The organism is Pseudomonas sp. NBRC 111130 (assembly GCF_001320485.1).
Classification (GTDB): domain Bacteria; phylum Pseudomonadota; class Gammaproteobacteria; order Pseudomonadales; family Pseudomonadaceae; genus Aquipseudomonas; species Aquipseudomonas vlassakiae.
Genome location: NZ_BCBG01000068.1, coordinates 1 through 17,529 on the forward strand (window position 1 = coordinate 1; position 17,529 = coordinate 17,529).

The 17,529-nt window shown below is 64.0% G+C and carries 15 protein-coding genes; 6 read left to right on the forward strand and 9 right to left on the reverse strand.

The annotated features are described in order from the left end of the window. Nucleotides 1-551: isochorismate family cysteine hydrolase YcaC (ycaC, locus tag APH33_RS21695; RefSeq protein WP_054887114.1), on the reverse strand; the 551-nt coding region annotated here is incomplete at its 3' end. A 135-nt stretch (nucleotides 552-686) separates the two neighbouring features. Between ycaC (APH33_RS21695) and APH33_RS21700 the strand changes: the two genes are divergently transcribed. After that, nucleotides 687-1,598: a LysR substrate-binding domain-containing protein gene (locus APH33_RS21700; protein WP_054887115.1), complete on the forward strand. Its 912-nt coding sequence runs from the start codon at nucleotides 687-689 to the stop codon at nucleotides 1,596-1,598. Here APH33_RS21700 and APH33_RS21705 read toward each other — a convergent pair. Then, entirely contained in the window at nucleotides 1,559-2,755 is a 1,197-nt protein-coding gene (locus tag APH33_RS21705) for a YbfB/YjiJ family MFS transporter (protein WP_054887116.1), read from the reverse strand. The genes APH33_RS21700 and APH33_RS21705 overlap by 40 nt on opposite strands. A gap of 129 nt (nucleotides 2,756-2,884) precedes the next feature. On the opposite strand from APH33_RS21705, the gene APH33_RS21710 reads away from it, so the two are divergent. Both APH33_RS21710 and APH33_RS21715 read left to right on the forward strand, forming a co-directional pair. Further along, complete coding sequence (locus tag APH33_RS21710; protein ID WP_054887117.1) at nucleotides 2,885-3,742, forward strand: LysR family transcriptional regulator; 858 nt, start codon at nucleotides 2,885-2,887, stop codon at nucleotides 3,740-3,742. A gap of 109 nt (nucleotides 3,743-3,851) precedes the next feature. Next, a complete protein-coding gene (locus APH33_RS21715; protein WP_054887118.1) occupies nucleotides 3,852-5,114 on the forward strand; it encodes an OprD family porin in 1,263 nt (420 codons plus the stop codon). A gap of 93 nt (nucleotides 5,115-5,207) precedes the next feature. Here the strand turns inward: APH33_RS21715 and APH33_RS21720 are convergent, their stop codons facing one another. The 4 genes from APH33_RS21720 to ycaC (APH33_RS21735) all read right to left on the reverse strand — a co-directional run bounded on the left by APH33_RS21720 (nucleotide 5,208) and on the right by ycaC (APH33_RS21735) (nucleotide 9,585). Continuing rightward, on the reverse strand, nucleotides 5,208-7,049 hold the full coding sequence (locus APH33_RS21720) for an amidohydrolase (RefSeq protein WP_177332436.1): 1,842 nt from the start codon (nucleotides 7,047-7,049) through the stop codon (nucleotides 5,208-5,210). A 353-nt stretch (nucleotides 7,050-7,402) separates the two neighbouring features. Then, a complete protein-coding gene (locus APH33_RS21725) occupies nucleotides 7,403-8,221 on the reverse strand; it encodes an alpha/beta fold hydrolase (protein WP_054887120.1) in 819 nt (272 codons plus the stop codon). A 52-nt stretch (nucleotides 8,222-8,273) separates the two neighbouring features. Further along, nucleotides 8,274-8,840 carry an antibiotic biosynthesis monooxygenase gene (locus tag APH33_RS21730; protein WP_082433678.1) on the reverse strand — a complete coding sequence of 189 codons (567 nt, stop codon included), beginning with the start codon at nucleotides 8,838-8,840 and terminating at the stop codon, nucleotides 8,274-8,276. Nucleotides 8,841-8,955: 115 nt separating this feature from the next. Next, nucleotides 8,956-9,585, reverse strand: coding sequence for an isochorismate family cysteine hydrolase YcaC (gene ycaC / locus APH33_RS21735; RefSeq protein ID WP_054887122.1), 630 nt, complete (start codon nucleotides 9,583-9,585; stop codon nucleotides 8,956-8,958). A gap of 221 nt (nucleotides 9,586-9,806) precedes the next feature. Here ycaC (APH33_RS21735) and APH33_RS21740 point away from each other — a divergent pair, with 221 nt between their 5' ends. Further along, the gene (locus APH33_RS21740; RefSeq protein ID WP_054887123.1) at nucleotides 9,807-11,234 is read left to right on the forward strand and encodes a mechanosensitive ion channel family protein; all 1,428 of its coding nucleotides are present in this window, start codon (nucleotides 9,807-9,809) and stop codon (nucleotides 11,232-11,234) included. A 108-nt stretch (nucleotides 11,235-11,342) separates the two neighbouring features. On the opposite strand, the gene APH33_RS21745 is transcribed toward APH33_RS21740, so the two are convergent. Continuing rightward, entirely contained in the window at nucleotides 11,343-12,629 is a 1,287-nt protein-coding gene (locus APH33_RS21745; protein WP_054887124.1) for an FAD-binding oxidoreductase, read from the reverse strand. 167 nt (nucleotides 12,630-12,796) lie between these two features. Then, on the reverse strand, nucleotides 12,797-14,287 hold the full coding sequence (locus APH33_RS21750) for an aldehyde dehydrogenase family protein (RefSeq protein WP_054887125.1): 1,491 nt from the start codon (nucleotides 14,285-14,287) through the stop codon (nucleotides 12,797-12,799). A 136-nt stretch (nucleotides 14,288-14,423) separates the two neighbouring features. Between APH33_RS21750 and APH33_RS21755 the strand changes: the two genes are divergently transcribed. Further along, nucleotides 14,424-15,314, forward strand: coding sequence for a LysR family transcriptional regulator (locus APH33_RS21755; protein ID WP_054887126.1), 891 nt, complete (start codon nucleotides 14,424-14,426; stop codon nucleotides 15,312-15,314). A 223-nt stretch (nucleotides 15,315-15,537) separates the two neighbouring features. After that, nucleotides 15,538-16,923, forward strand: a complete 1,386-nt coding sequence (locus APH33_RS21760; protein WP_054887127.1) for a VOC family protein — start codon at nucleotides 15,538-15,540, stop codon at nucleotides 16,921-16,923. A gap of 126 nt (nucleotides 16,924-17,049) precedes the next feature. Here the strand turns inward: APH33_RS21760 and APH33_RS21765 are convergent. Next, nucleotides 17,050-17,529, reverse strand: a 480-nt coding sequence (locus tag APH33_RS21765; RefSeq protein ID WP_256218712.1) for a methyl-accepting chemotaxis protein, incomplete at its 5' end; no start/stop codon positions are given.

Here is a 17,529-nt window from a genome sequence, read left to right on the forward strand (position 1 = left end):
AGCCCTTCGATGTCGTTGCGCCAGTCGCGGTGCAGCTCACAAGCCACGCCGAACCAGGTCATCAGCTGTGCACCGGCCCGGCTCATGCGGTCATGGGCAGCATCACGGGTCATTTCGTTAAAGGTGCCGGAAGCATCGGTCACCACGAATACTTCGAACTCTTCCTCCAGTGCCGCCAGCGCCGGGAACGCTACGCACACTTCGGTCACCACGCCGGCAATGATCAGTTGCTTCTTGCCAGTCGCCTTCACCGCCTTGACGAAGTCTTCGTTGTCCCAGGCATTGATCTGGCCAGGGCGGGCGATGTATGGGGCATCCGGGAACAACGCTTTCAGTTCTGGCACGAGCGGGCCGTTGGGGCCTTGCTCGAAGCTGGTGGTGAGGATGGTCGGCAGGTTGAAGAACTTGGCCAGGTCAGCCAGGGCCAGCACGTTGTTCTTGAATTTGTCCGGCTCGATGTCGCGGACCAGGGACAGCAGGCCCGCCTGATGATCGACCAGCAGTACGGCGGCATCGTCTTTGTTCAGGCGGTTGTAGGTGAATTTGCTCATGGTCTGTGCTCCTAAGGTTTATGAATTTTTCAGCAATCTGAGGTGTTTCGCGTTGATGGGCACAGATTAAAATCATCACCTTTACAGCGGTAGACTGCGAAAATTGCCCTTAGCGTTCCATCTGGAGAACGATGATTGGAAGATCTCAATTCCCTCTACTACTTCACCCAAGTCGTGGAGCACGGTGGCTTCGCCCCGGCCGGGCGGGCGCTGGACATGCCCAAGTCGAAGCTCAGCCGGCGCATCGCCGACCTCGAAGACCGCCTCGGCGTGCGCCTGCTGCACCGCACCAGCCGCCATTGCTCGCTGACCGAGATCGGCCAGGCCTACTACAACCGCTGCCTGGCAATGCGCGTGGAAGCCGAAGGTGCAGCAGAGATCATCGAGCGCAACCGCAGCGAACCACGCGGGCTGGTGCGCATCAGTTGCCCGACCACCCTGCTCAACTCCTGGGTCGGGCCGATGCTGACCCGCTACATGCTCAAGTACCCGCAGGTCGAGCTGTTCATCGAGAGCACCAACCGCCGCGTCGACCTGCTGCACGAGGGCTTTGACATTGCCCTGCGGGTGCGCTTCCCGCCGCTGGAGAACACCGACATGGTGATGAAGGTGCTGAGCAACAGTACCCAGTGCCTGGTCGGCCAGCCGCAGTACCTGGAGCAGTTGCCCAAGGACTTCGACCCGCAGCTGCTCAGTACCCTGCCGAGCCTGCATTGGGGCAGCGCCCAGCGGGAGTATCAGTGGGAGCTGTTCCAGGGTGAAGACAGCAGCCGCAGCATCGTCATCCCGCATACCCCGCGCATGGTGACCGATGACCTGTTCGCCCTGCGCCACTTCGTAGTGGCCGGGGTGGGCATTGCGCACTTGCCGCGAGTCGCGGTGCGCGAGGACCTGGCGGCAGGAAGACTGGTGGAACTGATCCCGGACTGGCACCCACGCTGCGGCATCGTGCATGCGATCTTCCCGTCGCGGCGTGGGTTGCTGCCATCGGTGCGGGCGCTGATCGATCACCTGGCCGAGGAGTTTGCGATCAGCGACATGGCCTGACGTTCCTTTAGCAGTACGTCGACCAGCAGCGCCAGCACCACCGCCCCGGCTGCCACACCAAACAGCGCGCCATAATGGCCATCCGTGGCGGCGAACAGCGCCGAATAACCGTAACCGGCAATGGCCTGGAAACTGGCGAACGAAACTGTCGCCCGGCTCCAGGTCGCGCTCTGCCGGGCGTGGCCTTCGACCAGCTGATGCACTCGCGCCAGCGCCAGCGGCACGATGCCCGGCGGGAACGAGCCGATCAGCAGCGCCGCAGCCCCCAACACACGCAGATCGTGACTACCCAGCAAGGCACCGAGCGCGGCCAGCTGCGCCAGCAGCACCAGACGAATGCCGGCGCGTGCCCCCAGGTGGTCGGCCAATAATCCATACAACACCGGACCGACAATCGCGCCCAGGCCATAGAGCCCCCACATGGCAGCGCCCGCATGAGAGCCTGCGCCCAGGCCCCGGCTCACGTAATCGACCAGGAACATCATCGGCGCCACCAACGCCGTGGCCATCAGGGCGTACTGCCCGAACAGTACGAGAATCGCAGGTGAAACTACCGATTGTGGTGCAGGTGCCGCTGGCTGAGGCCCATGCTCGGCGGGCCAGCCGGCCCAGCTGCTGAAGGTCAGCATTAGCGCCAACGCGGCCAGGCCCAGCCAGGTCTGTTGCAGACCTTTCTCCAGCAGCCAAGGCACCAGGCTTGCCGAAGCTGCAACGCCCAGGCCCAGGCCCAGGAAGATGGCGCCGCTGGCCAGGCCCCGCCGCGTGGCGCTGACATGGGGCAAAATGACGCTTGCCACCAGCACCATGATCACCCCGCCGGCCACGCCCGACAGCATACGCCAGGCAAAGAACCAGCCCACTGACAACGGCCAGGCACAGGCGAGGAATGTCAGGCTTACCAGCACCATCATGCCGCGCAGCACCGTTGCGCCCGACCAACGCTTGGCCAGCGGCCGGCCAATCAGCGCGCCGACCAGATAGCCGGCCAGATTGGCTGCACCGAGATAGACCACTGCGGCATTGGCAAACCAGTGTGCATTGATCAGCGCCGGGATCAGTGGCGTATAAGCAAATCGTGCCAGGCCGATCCCAACCAGGCTGGCGCACAGCCCGGCCCAGATCGGCAACCAGGGCGCACGTTGAATCGAAGCGTTCATGATCTTCCCTTGCGCCCTGCTCGGCGCTTGCTGATGGTGATGGGAAAAGCATAAATTCGCCGAACGAAGAAATAACGCAGCGAGTTTTCATCTCTGCGCTGCATTTTTGCATCACCTGGAAAGGCTTCGATGAACTGGGACGACACCCGCGTGTTTCTGGCGTTGTGCCGCGAGCAAACCTTGCGTGGAGCCGCTCGCAGCCTGGGCGTAGACCAGGCTACCGTCGGCCGCCGACTCGCTTCGCTGGAAGGCGCGCTGGATGCCACGCTGTTCCTGCGCACCTCCAGTGGTTATTCGCTGACCAGCGCCGGCGAGGTCGCAATGCGAGCTGCGCTGGAGATGGAGGCCGCCGCCGCCGGCCTGCAGCGGCAGATACTTGGCCTGGATGAACGCCTCAGCGGCGTGGTGCGCATCACCAGTACGGATGCTTTTGCATCGGAATTCATCATCCCGGCGGCGGCGCAGTTGCGCTTGGAACACCCTGGGATCGAGGTGCAACTGCACGCATCCACGCAGATGCTCAACCTCAGCCAGCGCGAGGCGGATATCGCCGTGCGCACACTCAAGCCGGACAACCCCGAGCTGGTCGTGCGACGCTTGGCACGCTGGCGCACCGGATTATTCGCTTCGCATGAGTATCTGCAGCGGCGTGGCGAGCCTACACCGGGCAGTGCGTTCGCCGGGCACGAACTGGTGGTGTATCAGCCGTATCTGGACAGTGGCAAGGAGGTGACACTGGCCGGTGAGCCGATTGACCAAGGGCGCATCGCCATGACCTGTACCTCAGGACTGATGGTGTGCCACGCGCTGACCTGCGGAACAGGCCTGGGTGAACTCCCCGTGCCGATGGGGCAACGGGCGGGCTTGCAGCAGGTCTGGACTCACGGCAGGCCTTACGACATCTGGCTGGTGACCCATCAGGATGTGCGTCATACGGCAAGGGTGCGGGTGGTGATCGAGGCGATTGCGCAGGCCTTCCGCCAATAGCTCGCTTCGCATAGGGGCTGCAACAGGTAGCCCCAACGCCAGCACACGCGTGCAAGACCCTTGGCCTGCTATTGCGCCACAGTCCCGGATCATCCCCCTCGGAGCCCCCATGATCCGCGCCAACCCCGGGCCAGGCCGCGCCCTGTTCGTCACCCTCGCCCTCTGCCCCGCCATTGCCCAGGCAGATGAACCCGGCTGGTCGCTGCTCAGCCGCAACTACTTCCTGCACAGCGACTTTCGCTCGCCCTCCGCCAGCGGCCAGAACTACCGCCAGGAATGGGCCCAGGGTTTCATCGGCGAGGTTCGCTCAGGTTTCACCGAGGGCACGCTCGGCGTCGGCCTCGATGCCCACGGTTTCCTCGGCCTCAAGCTCGACGGCGGCCGCGGCCACGCCGGCACCGGCCTGCTGCCCCGGGACAGCGATGGTCGCGCCGAGTCCGACTACGCCAGTGCTGGCGCCGCGCTCAAACTACGCCTGGGCAACACCCGGCTGCACTACGGCGAGATGATGGTGGAGACGCCTGTGTTCGACACAGGCGACAAACGTCTGCACCCTGAATACGCTACCGGCTGGTTGCTGGAGAACACAGATCTGCCCGGTTGGCGTTTGCAGGCAGGTCGTTTCACTGCCTTCAACAACCAGGACAATAGCGCGACGCATGATGATTTCACTGGCTATGGCGCGACGACGGATAATCGGGCCATCAGCCTGGCCGGTGCCGCCTTCGCGCCGCACGGCCCGTTCGGTGGCGCGTTGTACGTCGGCGAGCTGGAAGACACCTGGCGCCAGGCCTACCTCAACCTGAACCTGGCCGAAGGCAATTGGCGCCTGGACGGCAACATCTACAAGACCCGCGATACCGGTAACGCCAGCGCAGGAGCAATCGACACCCTCGCGTACAGTGTGCTGGCTAAATACAGCTTCGGCGCTCAGGCGCTGAGCGTGGCTTACCAGAAGGTCGAGGGAAAGACCCCGTTCGACTTCGTCGGCGGCGATTCCATCTACCTGGCCAACTCGATCAAGTATGCCGACTTCAATGGCCCCGGCGAACGCTCGTGGCAACTGCGCTACGACCTCAATTTCGCCACCCTCGGCATGCCCGGCCTGAGCCTGATGGGCCGCTACGTCAGTGGCCGCGGCATCGATGGCAGCCATGCACCTGCAGGTGGCGCCTACGTGGACCAGTACGGCCAGGGCGGCAAGCACTGGGAACGCGACATCGACCTGAAATACGTGGTGCAGTCGGGCGCAGCCAAAGACCTCAGCCTGTCGTTTTCACACGTCAGCCACAGAGCCAACCAGGCCCAGGCCGGCGATGACATCGACCGTATCTACCTGATCATCGAGTATCCGCTCAAAGGCAGTTTCTGACCTTGACGGTCAGCAGACGGCGCTGATTGCTGAGGCTGGGCAGATGCAAAAAAAGGGGCCTTAACGGCCCCTTCCTTTCGACATCACATCAGCCTAGAACGCAAAGCACGAGCAACCCAGCGCACCCCAGAAGCCCTGGAAGTCATTTACTGGCACACTCGACTTACGCGCCTTGTCATGGCTGTGCGCATGCACCCCACACGGCCCCGAGCACTGATGCACGGCTGCCGCCAGCGACGGCGTGCCTGCACGCCAGTGCCCTGGGACTTTGGTCACCGGCGACCATTCTGGCAGCACCGGCACCTGCGGCGGGCCGAGCTTGTCGAATTCGGCCGCGCCGTACACCACCTTGCCATCAACCACGGTCAGCACCGACTCGATGCCCTTGATCGCTTCCTCATCGACACTGAAGAAGTCCAGCGACAGTGCCGCCAGGTCGGCCAGCTGGCCCACCTTGATCTGGCCCTTCTTGCCCTGCTCGCTGGAGAACCAGGCACTGCCCTGGGTGAACAGCTGCAGTGCGGTTTCGCGGTCCAGGCCTTCCTTGTACAACTCCATACCGCCAACCGTTTTGCCACTGACCAGCCAATACAGCGAAGTCCACGGGTTGTAGCTGGACACGCGGGTGGCGTCGGTACCGGCACCCACCGGCACGCCCATCTCGAGCATGCGTTTGATCGGCGGGGTCTGCTCGGCAGCCTTGGCGCCGTAACGGTCGACGAAGTACTCGCCCTGGAAGGCCATGCGGTCCTGGATGGCGATGCCGCCGCCCAGCGCACGCACGCGCTCGATGTTTTGCGCAGTGATGGTTTCGGCGTGGTCGAAGAACCACGGCAGGCCGTTGAACGGGATGTCACGATTGACCTTCTCGAACACGTCGAGCATGCGCGTGATCGATTCGTTGTAGGTCGCGTGCAGGCGGAACGGCCAGCGCTGCTCGACCAGGTGGCGCACCACCGGTTCCAGCTCTTCTTCCATGGTCTGCGGCAGGTCCGGGCGCGGCTCGAGGAAGTCCTCGAAGTCGGCGGCGGAGAACACCAGCATCTCGCCAGCGCCGTTGTGGCGCAGGAAGTCGGTGCCGCTGTGCAGCTTGACGCTGGAGGTCCATTTGCGGAAGTCGTCCAGCTCTTCCTTGGGCTTCTGGGTGAACAGGTTGTAGGCGATGCGAACGGTCAGCTGATTGTTGTCGGCCAGCTCCTGGATCACCGAATAGTCGTCGGGGAAGTTCTGATAACCGCCACCGGCGTCGATCGCACTGGTCAGCCCCAGGCGGTTCAGCTCGCGCATGAACTGGCGGGTGGAGTTGATCTGGTACTCCAGTGGCAGCTTCGGCCCCTTGGCCAGGGTAGCGTAGAGGATCATCGCGTTGGGGCGGGCGATGAGCATGCCGGTCGGGTTGCCGAACTTGTCGCGCTGGATCTCGCCACCCGGGGGGTTTGGCGTGGTCTTGTCGTAACCGACAGCCTTGAGCGCGGCGCGGTTGAGCAGCGCACGATCGTACAGGTGCAGCAGGAATACCGGGGTGTCCGGGGCGGCCTGGTTGATTTCTTCCAGCGTCGGCATGCGTTTTTCGGCGAACTGGAATTCGTTCCAGCCACCGACCACGCGCACCCATTGCGGCGTCGGTGTACGCGCGGCCTGGTCCTTGAGCATGCGCAAGGCATCGGCCACCGACGGCACGCCTTCCCAGCGCAGTTCCAGGTTGTAGTTCAGGCCACCCCGGATCAGGTGCAGGTGCGAGTCGTTAAGGCCGGGGATGACCGTGCGCTGCTTGAGGTCGATGATCTGCGTGGCGCTGCCCTTGTGGGCCATGGCCTCGGCGTCGTTGCCCACGGCGATGAAGCGGCCATCCTTGATGGCAACGGCAGTGGCGGTGGGCTTTTCGCGATCAACGGTGTGCAGTTTGCCGTTGAACAGAATCAGGTCGGCGGTCATGGAACCTCCTTGGGTGGATGCGTGGGCGGAACCGGCTTGGCCGGTAAAGGGCAATGCGGACCAGAGGGCGCCGGCGGCACCTAGCACGGTGCTGGTGGCGAGGAACTGGCGACGGGTCTTGTCGTTGCGGTCCTGGGACATGGGCTTCTCCGTCTGGGTGCGGCGGCAGCAGGCGCAACTCCAGAGCATGCCGGCTGATACAGGGTCAGGGCTTGGATGGATGTGCGGTGAGCTAGAAGGTTAGCCCTGTTCAGGTTTTATGCAGCCATGGCCGGCCTCTTCGCGGGTGAACCCGCTCCCCCAGTTACTGCTTTCCCCGTGGGAGCGGGTTCACCCGCGAATGCCTTGCACAATTACTTCTGCAGGAACGCCAGCAAGTCCTCGTTCAGTTGCTGGGCATGGGTCACCGCGAACCCGTGCGGCGCACCGGCATACACCTTCAGCTCAGCCCCGCGAATCAGCTCCGCGGCCCGCTTGCCGGTGGCTTCGAACGGCACGATCTGGTCGTCATCGCCATGGATCACCAGGGTTGGCACATCGATCTTGGCCATGTCCGGGCGGAAGTCGGTCTGCGAAAATGCGGTCACGCAATCCAGGGTGCCCTTGATCGAAGCCATCAGCGCAATGTTCAGCGTCTGAGTCTGCACGCCCTGGGACACCTGCTGGCCATGGTTCAGGCCGTAGAACGGCGTGGCAAAATCGGCAATGAACTGCGCACGGTCAGCACGCAGGCCAGCAACGATACCTTCGAATACCGACAGGTCGACGCCTTCCGGATTGTCATCACGCTTGCCGAACACCGGCGTCACCGCACCCAACAACACCAGGCCCGCTACCCGCTCGCTGCCGTGGCGGGCAATGTAGCGGCTGACATCACCGCCACCCATCGAGAAGCCCACCAGGGTCACTTCCCGCAGGTCGAGGTGTTCGATCAGCTGGGCGATGTCGTCGGCGAAGGTGTCGTAGTCGTAGCCGGTCCACGGCTGGCTCGAACGGCCGAAGCCACGGCGGTCGAAAGCGATCGCGCGGTAACCGCGGCTGGCCAGGAACTCCATCTGCGAGTCCCACATGTCGGCGTCCAGTGGCCAGCCGTGGCTGAACAGCACCGGTTTGCCGCTGCCCCAGTCCTTGTAATAGATCGAAGTGCCGTCGCGGGTAACGAGAGTGGTCATGTCGGTATCTCCTTGAAAGTCTGCAGTTGAAAGCGTCGATGAAGGCGTTGGCTCAACCGCGCAGCCAGGTGGCGCAGCGGCGGGTTACCCAAGGCATGATGTAGAACACCACGGGCAGGATGACGAACAGGTTGCCGATCAGGTTGCCGCTGATCGGGCCGCCGAGCTGCGGGAAACGCGCGAACAGCGGCGCCAGCAGCTGCGGAACGACCATGGTCATCGGGCAGATCACCAGGTAAGTCAGCAGCGCCTGCTTCCAGCGCGGCGGTTGCGCCGCGTTGACGCTCGGCGGGGTGAACCAGAACTCTGGATCGTCGTGCACCTGGGTTTGGTCACCGCCGTCGAGCAACGGCAACACTTCGTTGACCAGCGCCTGACGTTCGGCCGAGTTGACCCAGGCCTGCAGCAGACCTGCGTCGGCGAAGCGCACCACGGTAGTGAAGTGCAGCCCGCCTTCGTCAGGGCGGATTACGTTGACGTCCAGGTGCCCCGGCTGCCTGCGGGCGGCACTCACGGTGCGCTTGAGCCACGCTTCGTAGGCCGCCAGCGACTCGGCACGGGCCTTGTGCTGGATGACCAGGGTCACCACGTTGCGGTTGTCTTGGAGTGCGGTGTTCATCGGCGTTCCTTGGGATGAGCTTGCCCGCATCCACTTTGCAACGGCGGACGGGCGGAGGATTGGATGGGTGTGCTGCCCTTGCCGGGCACCGCCTGGCGGTGCCCGGGAAAGCGGCTTACTTGCTGGCGTTGAAGGCGTTGTAGCTGGTCATCAGGTTGCGGTAGTCCGGGATGTGGTTGGAGCACAGCGCGGCCAGGCCTTCGATGTCGTTGCGCCAGTCGCGGTGCAGCTCACAGGCCACGCCGAACCAGGTCATCAGCTGCGCACCGGCCCGGCTCATGCGGTCATGGGCGGCATCGCGGGTCATGGCGTTGAAGGTGCCGGAAGCGTCGGTGACGACGAACACGTCGAACTCTTCTTCCAGCGCAGCCAGCGCCGGGAAGGCTACACAGACTTCAGTCACCACGCCGGCAATGATCAGCTGTTTCTTGCCAGTGGCCTTCACCGCCTTGACGAAGTCTTCATTGTCCCAGGCGTTGATCTGGCCTGGGCGGGCGATGTACGGCGCGTCCGGGAACAGTGCTTTCAGCTCCGGCACCAGCGGGCCGTTGGGGCCTTGCTCGAAGCTGGTGGTGAGGATGGTCGGCAGGTTGAAGAACTTGGCCAGGTCGGCCAGGGCCAGGACGTTGTTCTTGAACGCGTCCGGTTCAATGTCGCGGACCAGGGACAGCAGGCCAGCCTGGTGGTCGACCAGCAGAACGGCGGCGTCGTCTTTGTTCAGGCGGTTGTATTTGAAGTTGGTCATGGTGGTAGCTCCTAAGGGTTTTGATGTTCAGTAAGTTGGGTGTTTCGCGTTGATGGGAGAAGATTAAAACCAACACCTTTGACGCGGTAGATAGTGTTTTTTGGCTTTAGCGTTCCATTTAAAGAACGATCAAGTGGCAGTGGCTTTGCTGGCCTCATTGCTTGCCCGACCAAGCTGCTCTATTACTACGCACAGCCCTTTTCTCACCCTCCGAGACCTCCATGCTGGCGTTCATCCAGTCGTCCCCGTTGTTGCTCGGCACCGCCCTGATTCTGCTCGACCTCGTGCTCTGGCAGTTGATCCCGATCCAGCGCCGGGCCTGGCGCATCGGTACGCGTCTAGTGATCTTCCTGCTGTTCAGCGCGGTGCTGGTGGCCGCTGGCATGAGCCCGCTGCAACCGCCGCCGTGGCCCGACGACGTCTCGCGCAACCTCATCGCCACGGTACTGGCCATCGGCTGGTGGCTGTTTGGCGCACGCACGGTGACGGTAGTGTTCGGCTTGCTGCTGGTCGCCCGTGGCAGCCACGGCGGGCGCCTGCTGCAGGATGTGCTGGGGGCGCTGATCTTCCTCGCGGCCGTGGTCGCGGCGGCGGGCTATGTGCTGCAACTGCCGGTGAAGGGCCTGCTGGCCACTTCCGGGGTGATGGCCATCGTCATCGGCCTGGCGCTGCAAAGCACTCTGGCCGACGTGTTCAGCGGCATCGTGCTGAACACCACGCGGCCTTATCAGATTGGCGATTCGATCTCCATCGACGGCACCGAGGGCAAGGTGCTGGATATCGACTGGCGCGCCACGCGCTTGCTCACCGGCAGTGGCAGCCTGGCGGTGATCCCCAACTCGGTGGCGGCCAAGGCGCGGCTGCTCAACCATAGCCGCCCGGCCGATGTGAACGGGGTGTCGATCTGTGTGGTGGTGCCGGCCAAGGTACGCCCCAAGCGGGTTTTCGATGCGCTGGAAAAAGCCCTGCAGGGCACCAGCGCAATCCTCGCCTCACCCAAGCCCAAGGTCACGGTGAAGGCCTCGACCTTGGAGTCGGTGGAGTACGAGGCCAGTGGTTTCATAGCCGACATGGCCGGCAAGACCGATGCTCGTAACCAGCTGTTCGACCTTGCGCACCGCCATCTGGAAGCCAGCGGGGTGATGTGGAACGTCGACCTGGCGATGCCTCCGCGCAGCCGCCAGCGCGAGGTGCTGGACGAGGTGCGGGTGTTCCGCTCGCTGACTGACGAAGAGCGGGATGCCCTGAGCCAGCGCATGACCGCTGTGGAGTACCTGGCTGACCAGGTGATCCTGGAGGTGGGCGAGCAGTCCGATCACTTACTGGTAATAGGCAGCGGCGTGGTTTCAGCGTCGGTGCGCGACGGTGACAAGCTGCTGGAGGCCGGGCGCATGGGGCCAGGTGAGGTGTTGGGGATCGAGGGAATCATCGATGAAGATAAATCGTTTGCCGAGTTCCGAACCCTGACCAGCTGCGTGCTGTACCGCATCGAGAAGGAACAGGTGAAGAGCTGCCTGGTGCAGCGCGGGGAAGTACAGACGGCGCTGAGCAAGTTGCAACGGTTCCGGCGCCAGAGCCGGGAGTCGCTGCTGCTGCAGAAGCCGGTTTCGATCAAGAAGGGTGGCTTCTTGAGCTGGTTGCACAAGTAAGCCTGTGCCGGCCCTTTCGCGGGCTCGCCCGCTCCCACAGGGATCGCGCAAGGTCTGAATCCTGTGCAGTACCTGTGGGAGCGGGCATGCCCGCGAAGAGGCCAGTGCTTACAACACCACTCTCAGGCATTGCCCCGCGTGGTACAGCGAGAAGCCGGACTCATAGAACGCGGTGCGCAGCGAAGGCGCGCTCACCCCGGTCATTGGCGAGAACGGAATCGGCAAGCTGTCCGCCTCCCCCTTCAGCAGAAATTCGGCAAACGCCCGGCCAATCACGGTCCCGGTGGTGTTGCCGCGGCCGTTATAGCCCGTCACCGCCACCAGCCCCGGCGCCGGCTCGAACAACCGCATCAGGTGATCCGGGGTGAAGTCGATGCAGCCGGTCCAGTGCATTTCCCACTCGACCTTGCCCAGTTCCGGGTAGTAATGGCTCTGGATCCGGTCGGCCCAGCTGCGCACGAACCAGGCCGGCTTGTTGTCGACCCGGCCGAGGCTGCCCAGTAACAGGCGGCCCTGATCGTCACGGCGGATGCTGCTGAGCACGGTGCGGGTGTCCCAGGAGCCCTGGCCGTGCGGCAGCACCTTGTCAGCTGCCGCACCGTGCAGCGGCTTGGACGCCACCTGGTAGTAGTAGCCACGGAAGAACTGCTTCTGCAGGTTGCTCCAGTCGCCTTCGGTGTAGGCGCCCGTGGAAATCACCACTTTATCGGCGCGTACCGAGCCGCGTGCGGTCTTCACCCGCCAGGCATCGCCATCGCGCTCGAGGCCTTCGACCGAGGACTGCTGGAACAGCTTGCCGCCCAGGCGCGCCACGGCGGCGGCCAGGCCCTGGGTGTAGCCCATCGGGTTGATGGTGCCGGCGCGATGGTCGAGCAGCGCGGCGGAAATCTTGTCGGTACCACAGTATTCCTGGCACTGGGCGCCGGTCAGCAGCTCGACGTCGGCACCACGGCGGCGCCATTGCTCGTGGCGGGCCTCAAGGTCAGCGATGCCGGTAGCGTTGTGGGCCATGTGCAGCGTGCCTTTGTGCCGGGCCTGGCAGTCGATGCCGAAGCGTTCGATCATGGCGAACACTTCAGCCGGAGCCTCACCTAGCACCTTGTTCAGGCGACTGCCCTGCTTCTGGCCGAGGGTTGCCTCGACGTCGTCCGGGCGGATCCAGGTGCCGGCGTTGACCAGGCCGACGTTGCGGCCAGAGCCGCCGTGGCCGATCTTCCAGGCCTCCAGCAGGATCACCGACTTGCCCTGTTCGAGCAGGTGGATGGCCGCCGACAGGCCGGTGATGCCGCCGCCGATCACGCAGACATCGGCCTTGTGCTCGCCGGCCAGGGCCTGGCTGGCGACGGTCGGTTGGCTGACGTGTTCCCACAAGCATTGTTGACGCAGTTCGGACATGGCCCGGCTCCAGCAATTTGTTCTTGTTTGGGGCTGCTTTGCAGCCCATTCGCGGGCTCGCCCGCTCCCACAGGTACCTCACAGATTCCGACAGCTGTGAGGTCCCTGTGGGAGCGGGCGAGCCCGCGAACCGGGGGCGAAGCCCCCGGCCATGCAGCATCAATCCATCAGTCGAACACGATACCCTGTGCCAGCGGCAGCTCGCGCGAGTAGTTCACGGTGTTGGTCTGGCGGCGCATGTAGCCTTTCCACGCATCGGAACCAGACTCACGACCACCGCCAGTTTCCTTCTCGCCACCGAACGCGCCGCCGATCTCGGCGCCGCTGGTGCCGATGTTGACGTTGGCGATGCCGCAGTCACTGCCCGAAGCACTCTGGAAGCGCTCGGCTTCGCGAATGTCAGTGGTGAAAATGCACGACGACAGGCCTTGTGGCACTTCGTTGTTCAGGCGCAGGGCCTCTTCGAAGTCGTCGTAGGCCAGCACATAGAGGATCGGCGCGAAGGTTTCATGGCGCACCACGTCGCTCTGGGCCGGCATTTCAGCAATGGCCGGCGACACGTAGTAGGCATTCGGGTACTGCTCGGCCAGCTGACGCTCGCCGCCGAACACCTGCCCACCTTCGTCACGGGCCTTGGCCAGTGCGCCCTGCATGGCGTCGAACGACTGCTTGTCGATCAGCGGGCCAACCAGGTTGTCCTTGCGTGGGTCGCCGATGCGCACTTTGCCGTAGGCAGCTTTGACGCGGGCTACCACTTCGTCCTTGATCGAGCGGTGCACGATCAGGCGACGCAGGGTCGTGCAGCGCTGGCCGGCGGTGCCGACAGCGGAGAACAGTATGCCGCGCACGGCCAGGTCGAGGTCGGCGCTCGGGGCCAGGATCATGGCGTTGTTGCCACCCAGCTCGAGGATGCTGCGACCGAAGCGGGCGGCAACACGTGGGCCGACTTCCCGGCCCATGCGGGTGCTGCCGGTGGCGCTGACCAGCGGTACACGGGGGTCGTCGACCATGGCTTCGCCAGCTTCGCGGCCACCGATCACCAGCTGCGCCAGGCCAGCCGGGGCATCACCGAAGGCTTTCAGGGCTTTGTCGAACAACGCCTGGCAAGCCAGTGCGGTCAGCGGGGTCTTCTCGGACGGCTTCCACACCACCGAGTTACCAGCCACCAGGGCCAGCGCGGTGTTCCAGGCCCATACCGCAACCGGGAAGTTGAAAGCGCTGATCACGCCAACCACGCCCAGCGGGTGCCAGGTTTCACGCATGTGGTGGCCTGGGCGCTCGGAAGCAATGGTCAGGCCGTACAGCTGGCGCGACAGGCCGACGGCGAAGTCGCAGATATCGATCATTTCCTGCACTTCGCCCAGGCCTTCCTGGGTGATCTTGCCGGCTTCGATCGAGACCAGCTCGCCGAGGTCGGCCTTGTGCTCACGCAGCACTTCGCCGAACAGGCGCACCAACTCGCCACGCCGAGGGGCCGGCACGCTGCGCCAGGCTTCGAAGGCGCTCTGGGCCTGATCGATGCGGGCGACGGTCTCGGCCTTGCCAAGCAGTTTCACCGAGGCGATCTGGCTGCCGTCGATCGGCGTGTGAACAGGGTAGTCGCCCTGGGTGTAAGCCTCGGCGGCAACGCCGAGGCGCTCGAGCAATCCAGCAACCATTTGTGCTTCTCCTACATCGGGTGATGGGGTGGAAAAATGATGTGGATCAGTATTAATCCGATCACACCGGTGCAACAAACGACCTTTATTCCGCATATCATTCCGTCAGGTAATGATTTGAGCCGCAGAGAACGCTATGTCCAAACGCCTGGTGCCCTCCATGACCGCCCTGCAGTGCTTCGAAGCTGCAGCCCGTCACCTGAGCTTTACCCGCGCCGCCGAAGAGCTGCACCTGACCCAGAGCGCGGTCAGCAAGCAGGTGGCGCAGCTCGAAGAGATGCTGCGCCACCACTTGTTCCTGCGTATCCGCAGGCGCCTGCAACTCACGCCTGCGGGCAGCCTGTACCTGGCCGAGGTCAACAAGATCCTTACCCAGGTCGACATGTCCAGCCGCTACGTGCTCACCTACGGCGAGCAGACCGAGATATTGAAAGTAGCCACTCAACCCAGTTTTGGCGTGCGCTGGCTGATCCCGCACCTCAAAGGCTTCGGCAAACGGCACGCGAACATCCACCTCGACATCCGCAACGAGATGGAACCGTTTGCCTTGCTGCAGGGCTCGGCGGATGTGGTGTTCTTCTATGGCCAGGGCACTTGGCCGGGGGCCACTTGCGTGGAGCTGTTCGGTGAACAGGTGGTGCCGGTGTGCGCGCCGGAGCTGCTGGGCGGCCGTGCATTGAGCGATGCCGGTGAACTGGCCGACCTGGTGCTGTTGCAGAGTACGTCGCGGCCCGAGGCCTGGCATGAATGGTTCCTGGAGCTGGGGTTGCACAGCGTCAGCGCCTACCACGGGCCGCGCTTCGATACGTTCTATATGGCGCTGAGTGCGGCGCAGGCCGGGTGCGGGGTAGCGTTGGTGCCGCAATACCTGGTGGCCAAAGAGCTGGCTGAGGGGAGCTTGGTCATTCCGTGGAATCATGCGATGCGCAGTGCCGGCAAGCATTACCTGGCCTATGCCGAGCATGCGGCTGAAGTGCCGAAGGTGCGGGCCTTGGTGGAATGGATTCGCGAGCAGCTCCAGGCTTGAGATTGCCGGGGCCGCTTTGCGGCCCTTTCGCGACACAAGGCCGCTCCTACAAAAGCGACGCGATCCCTGTAGGAGCGGCCTTGTGTCGCGAAAGGGCTGCAAAGCAGCCCCATGGCACTAAGATCGATCGCTAATGGAATGACTGACTCACTTTTTTTCGCTTGTGAGCCAAGTGCATTCCCAGCTTTCATGTAAGCGTCCGAACCTAACCAGGAAGCTAGCGATGCCCGCCCACGATTTCGTCAGCCCCGACAGCATCCGCGCGCAGTTCTCTGCCGCCATGTCACTCATGTACAAACAGGAAGTGCCGCTGTACGGCACGCTGCTGGAGCTGGTGAGCGAAATCAACCAGCGGGTCTTGGCCGAGCGGCCCAAGCTGGCCGAGGCCTTGCGCTGGACCGGCGAGATCGAACGCCTGGACCATGAGCGCCACGGCGCCATCCGCGTCGGAACCGCCGAAGAGCTGGCCACCATCGCCCGGCTGTTCGCAGTGATGGGCATGGCGCCGGTCGGCTATTACGACCTCAGCTCAGCTGGCGTGCCGGTGCACTCCACCGCGTTCCGCGCTGTGCATGAGCAGTCGCTGCATGTCAGCCCGTTCCGCGTGTTCACCTCGCTGCTGCGCCTGGAGCTGATCGACAACCTGCCGCTGCGCGAACTGGCTCAGGGCATCCTGGCCAAGCGTCAGATATTCACCCCCCGGGTACTGGAACTGATTGCCCGATGCGAGCGCGATGGCGGCCTGAACGAGACCGATGCCGGCGAGTTCGTTCGTGAAGCCTTGCACACCTTCCGCTGGCACCAGGACGCCACGGTCACGGCCGCGCAGTATCAGCAGTTGCATGACCAGCACCGCCTGATTGCCGACGTGGTGGCCTTCAAAGGCCCGCACATCAACCACCTGACCCCACGCACCCTGGACATCGACGCGATCCAGGCCGGCATGCCGGCCAAGGGCATCCCGCCGAAAGCCGTGGTCGAAGGGCCACCCACTCGCCGCCACCCGATCCTGCTGCGCCAGACCAGCTTCAAGGCGCTGCAGGAGAAGGTTGCATTCAGCGACCACCAGGGTAGCCACACCGCACGTTTCGGCGAAATCGAACAGCGCGGCGCGGCACTGACGCCGAAGGGCCGCCAGCTGTACGACACGCTGCTCGATGCCACCCGCGCCGCCTTGGGAGGAGCGCCAGCCGAGGCCAATGCCGAGCGCTACATGGCGCTGTTGCAGGAAAGCTTCGCTGCATTCCCGGATGACCTGGCGCAGATGCGTGAGCAGGGGCTGGCTTATTTCCGCTACTTTGCGACCGAGCAGGGCCTGGCCGCGCGGGAGCAGGCGGATCGCCCGACCACCCTGGAAGGTCTGATCGCGGCCGGCCATGTCCACTACGAGGCACTGGTGTACGAGGACTTCCTGCCGGTGAGTGCGGCGGGGATCTTCCAGTCGAACCTGGGGGATGAGGGCCAGGCCGAGTATGGCAGCAATGCCAATCGCGAGGCTTTCGAAGCGGCGCTGGGGCTGCAGGTGCAGGATGAACTGGCGCTGTATGCGCAGAGCGAGAGGCGCTCGCTGCAGGCCTGCGCCCAAGCGCTGAACCTGGGTTCACTGTAAGCCTCAGGCTTGCCGGGGGCGCTTTGCGCCCCTTTCGCGACACAAGGCCGCTCCTACAAAAGCAACGCGCGTTCCTGTAGGAGCGGCCTTGTGTCGCGAAAGGGCCGCACAGCGGCCCCCTGCGGTTCAGCGGAAGCGGTCCACTTCCTGACGCAGTTGCGCCGCCAACCCTTCCAGCTCGCGCGCGGTCAAGGCCAGCTCATTGGCCACATCGCGCTGCTCGCTGTTGGCCTGGGCAATGCTCTGCAGGTTGCGGCTAAGCACGGTGGCCGTGCTGCTCTGCTCCTGAGTCGCCGTGCTGATCACGGCAAACTGCTCACCCGCGGTACGGCTCTGCTCATCGATCCGCGCCAGCGCTTCGGCGACCTTGTCGTTGCGCGCCAGCCCTTCCTGCATCAGCAGGTTACCCTGCTCCAGGGTATGGATGGCGTGCCCGGTCTGCTGCTGGATGCTGGTGATCATCCCGGAAATCTCATCGGTTGCCTGACGCGTGCGCGCGGCCAGCCCACGCACCTCATCCGCGACCACGGCAAATCCACGGCCCTGTTCACCGGCACGGGCAGCCTCGATGGCGGCGTTCAAAGCCAGCAGATTGGTCTGTTCGGC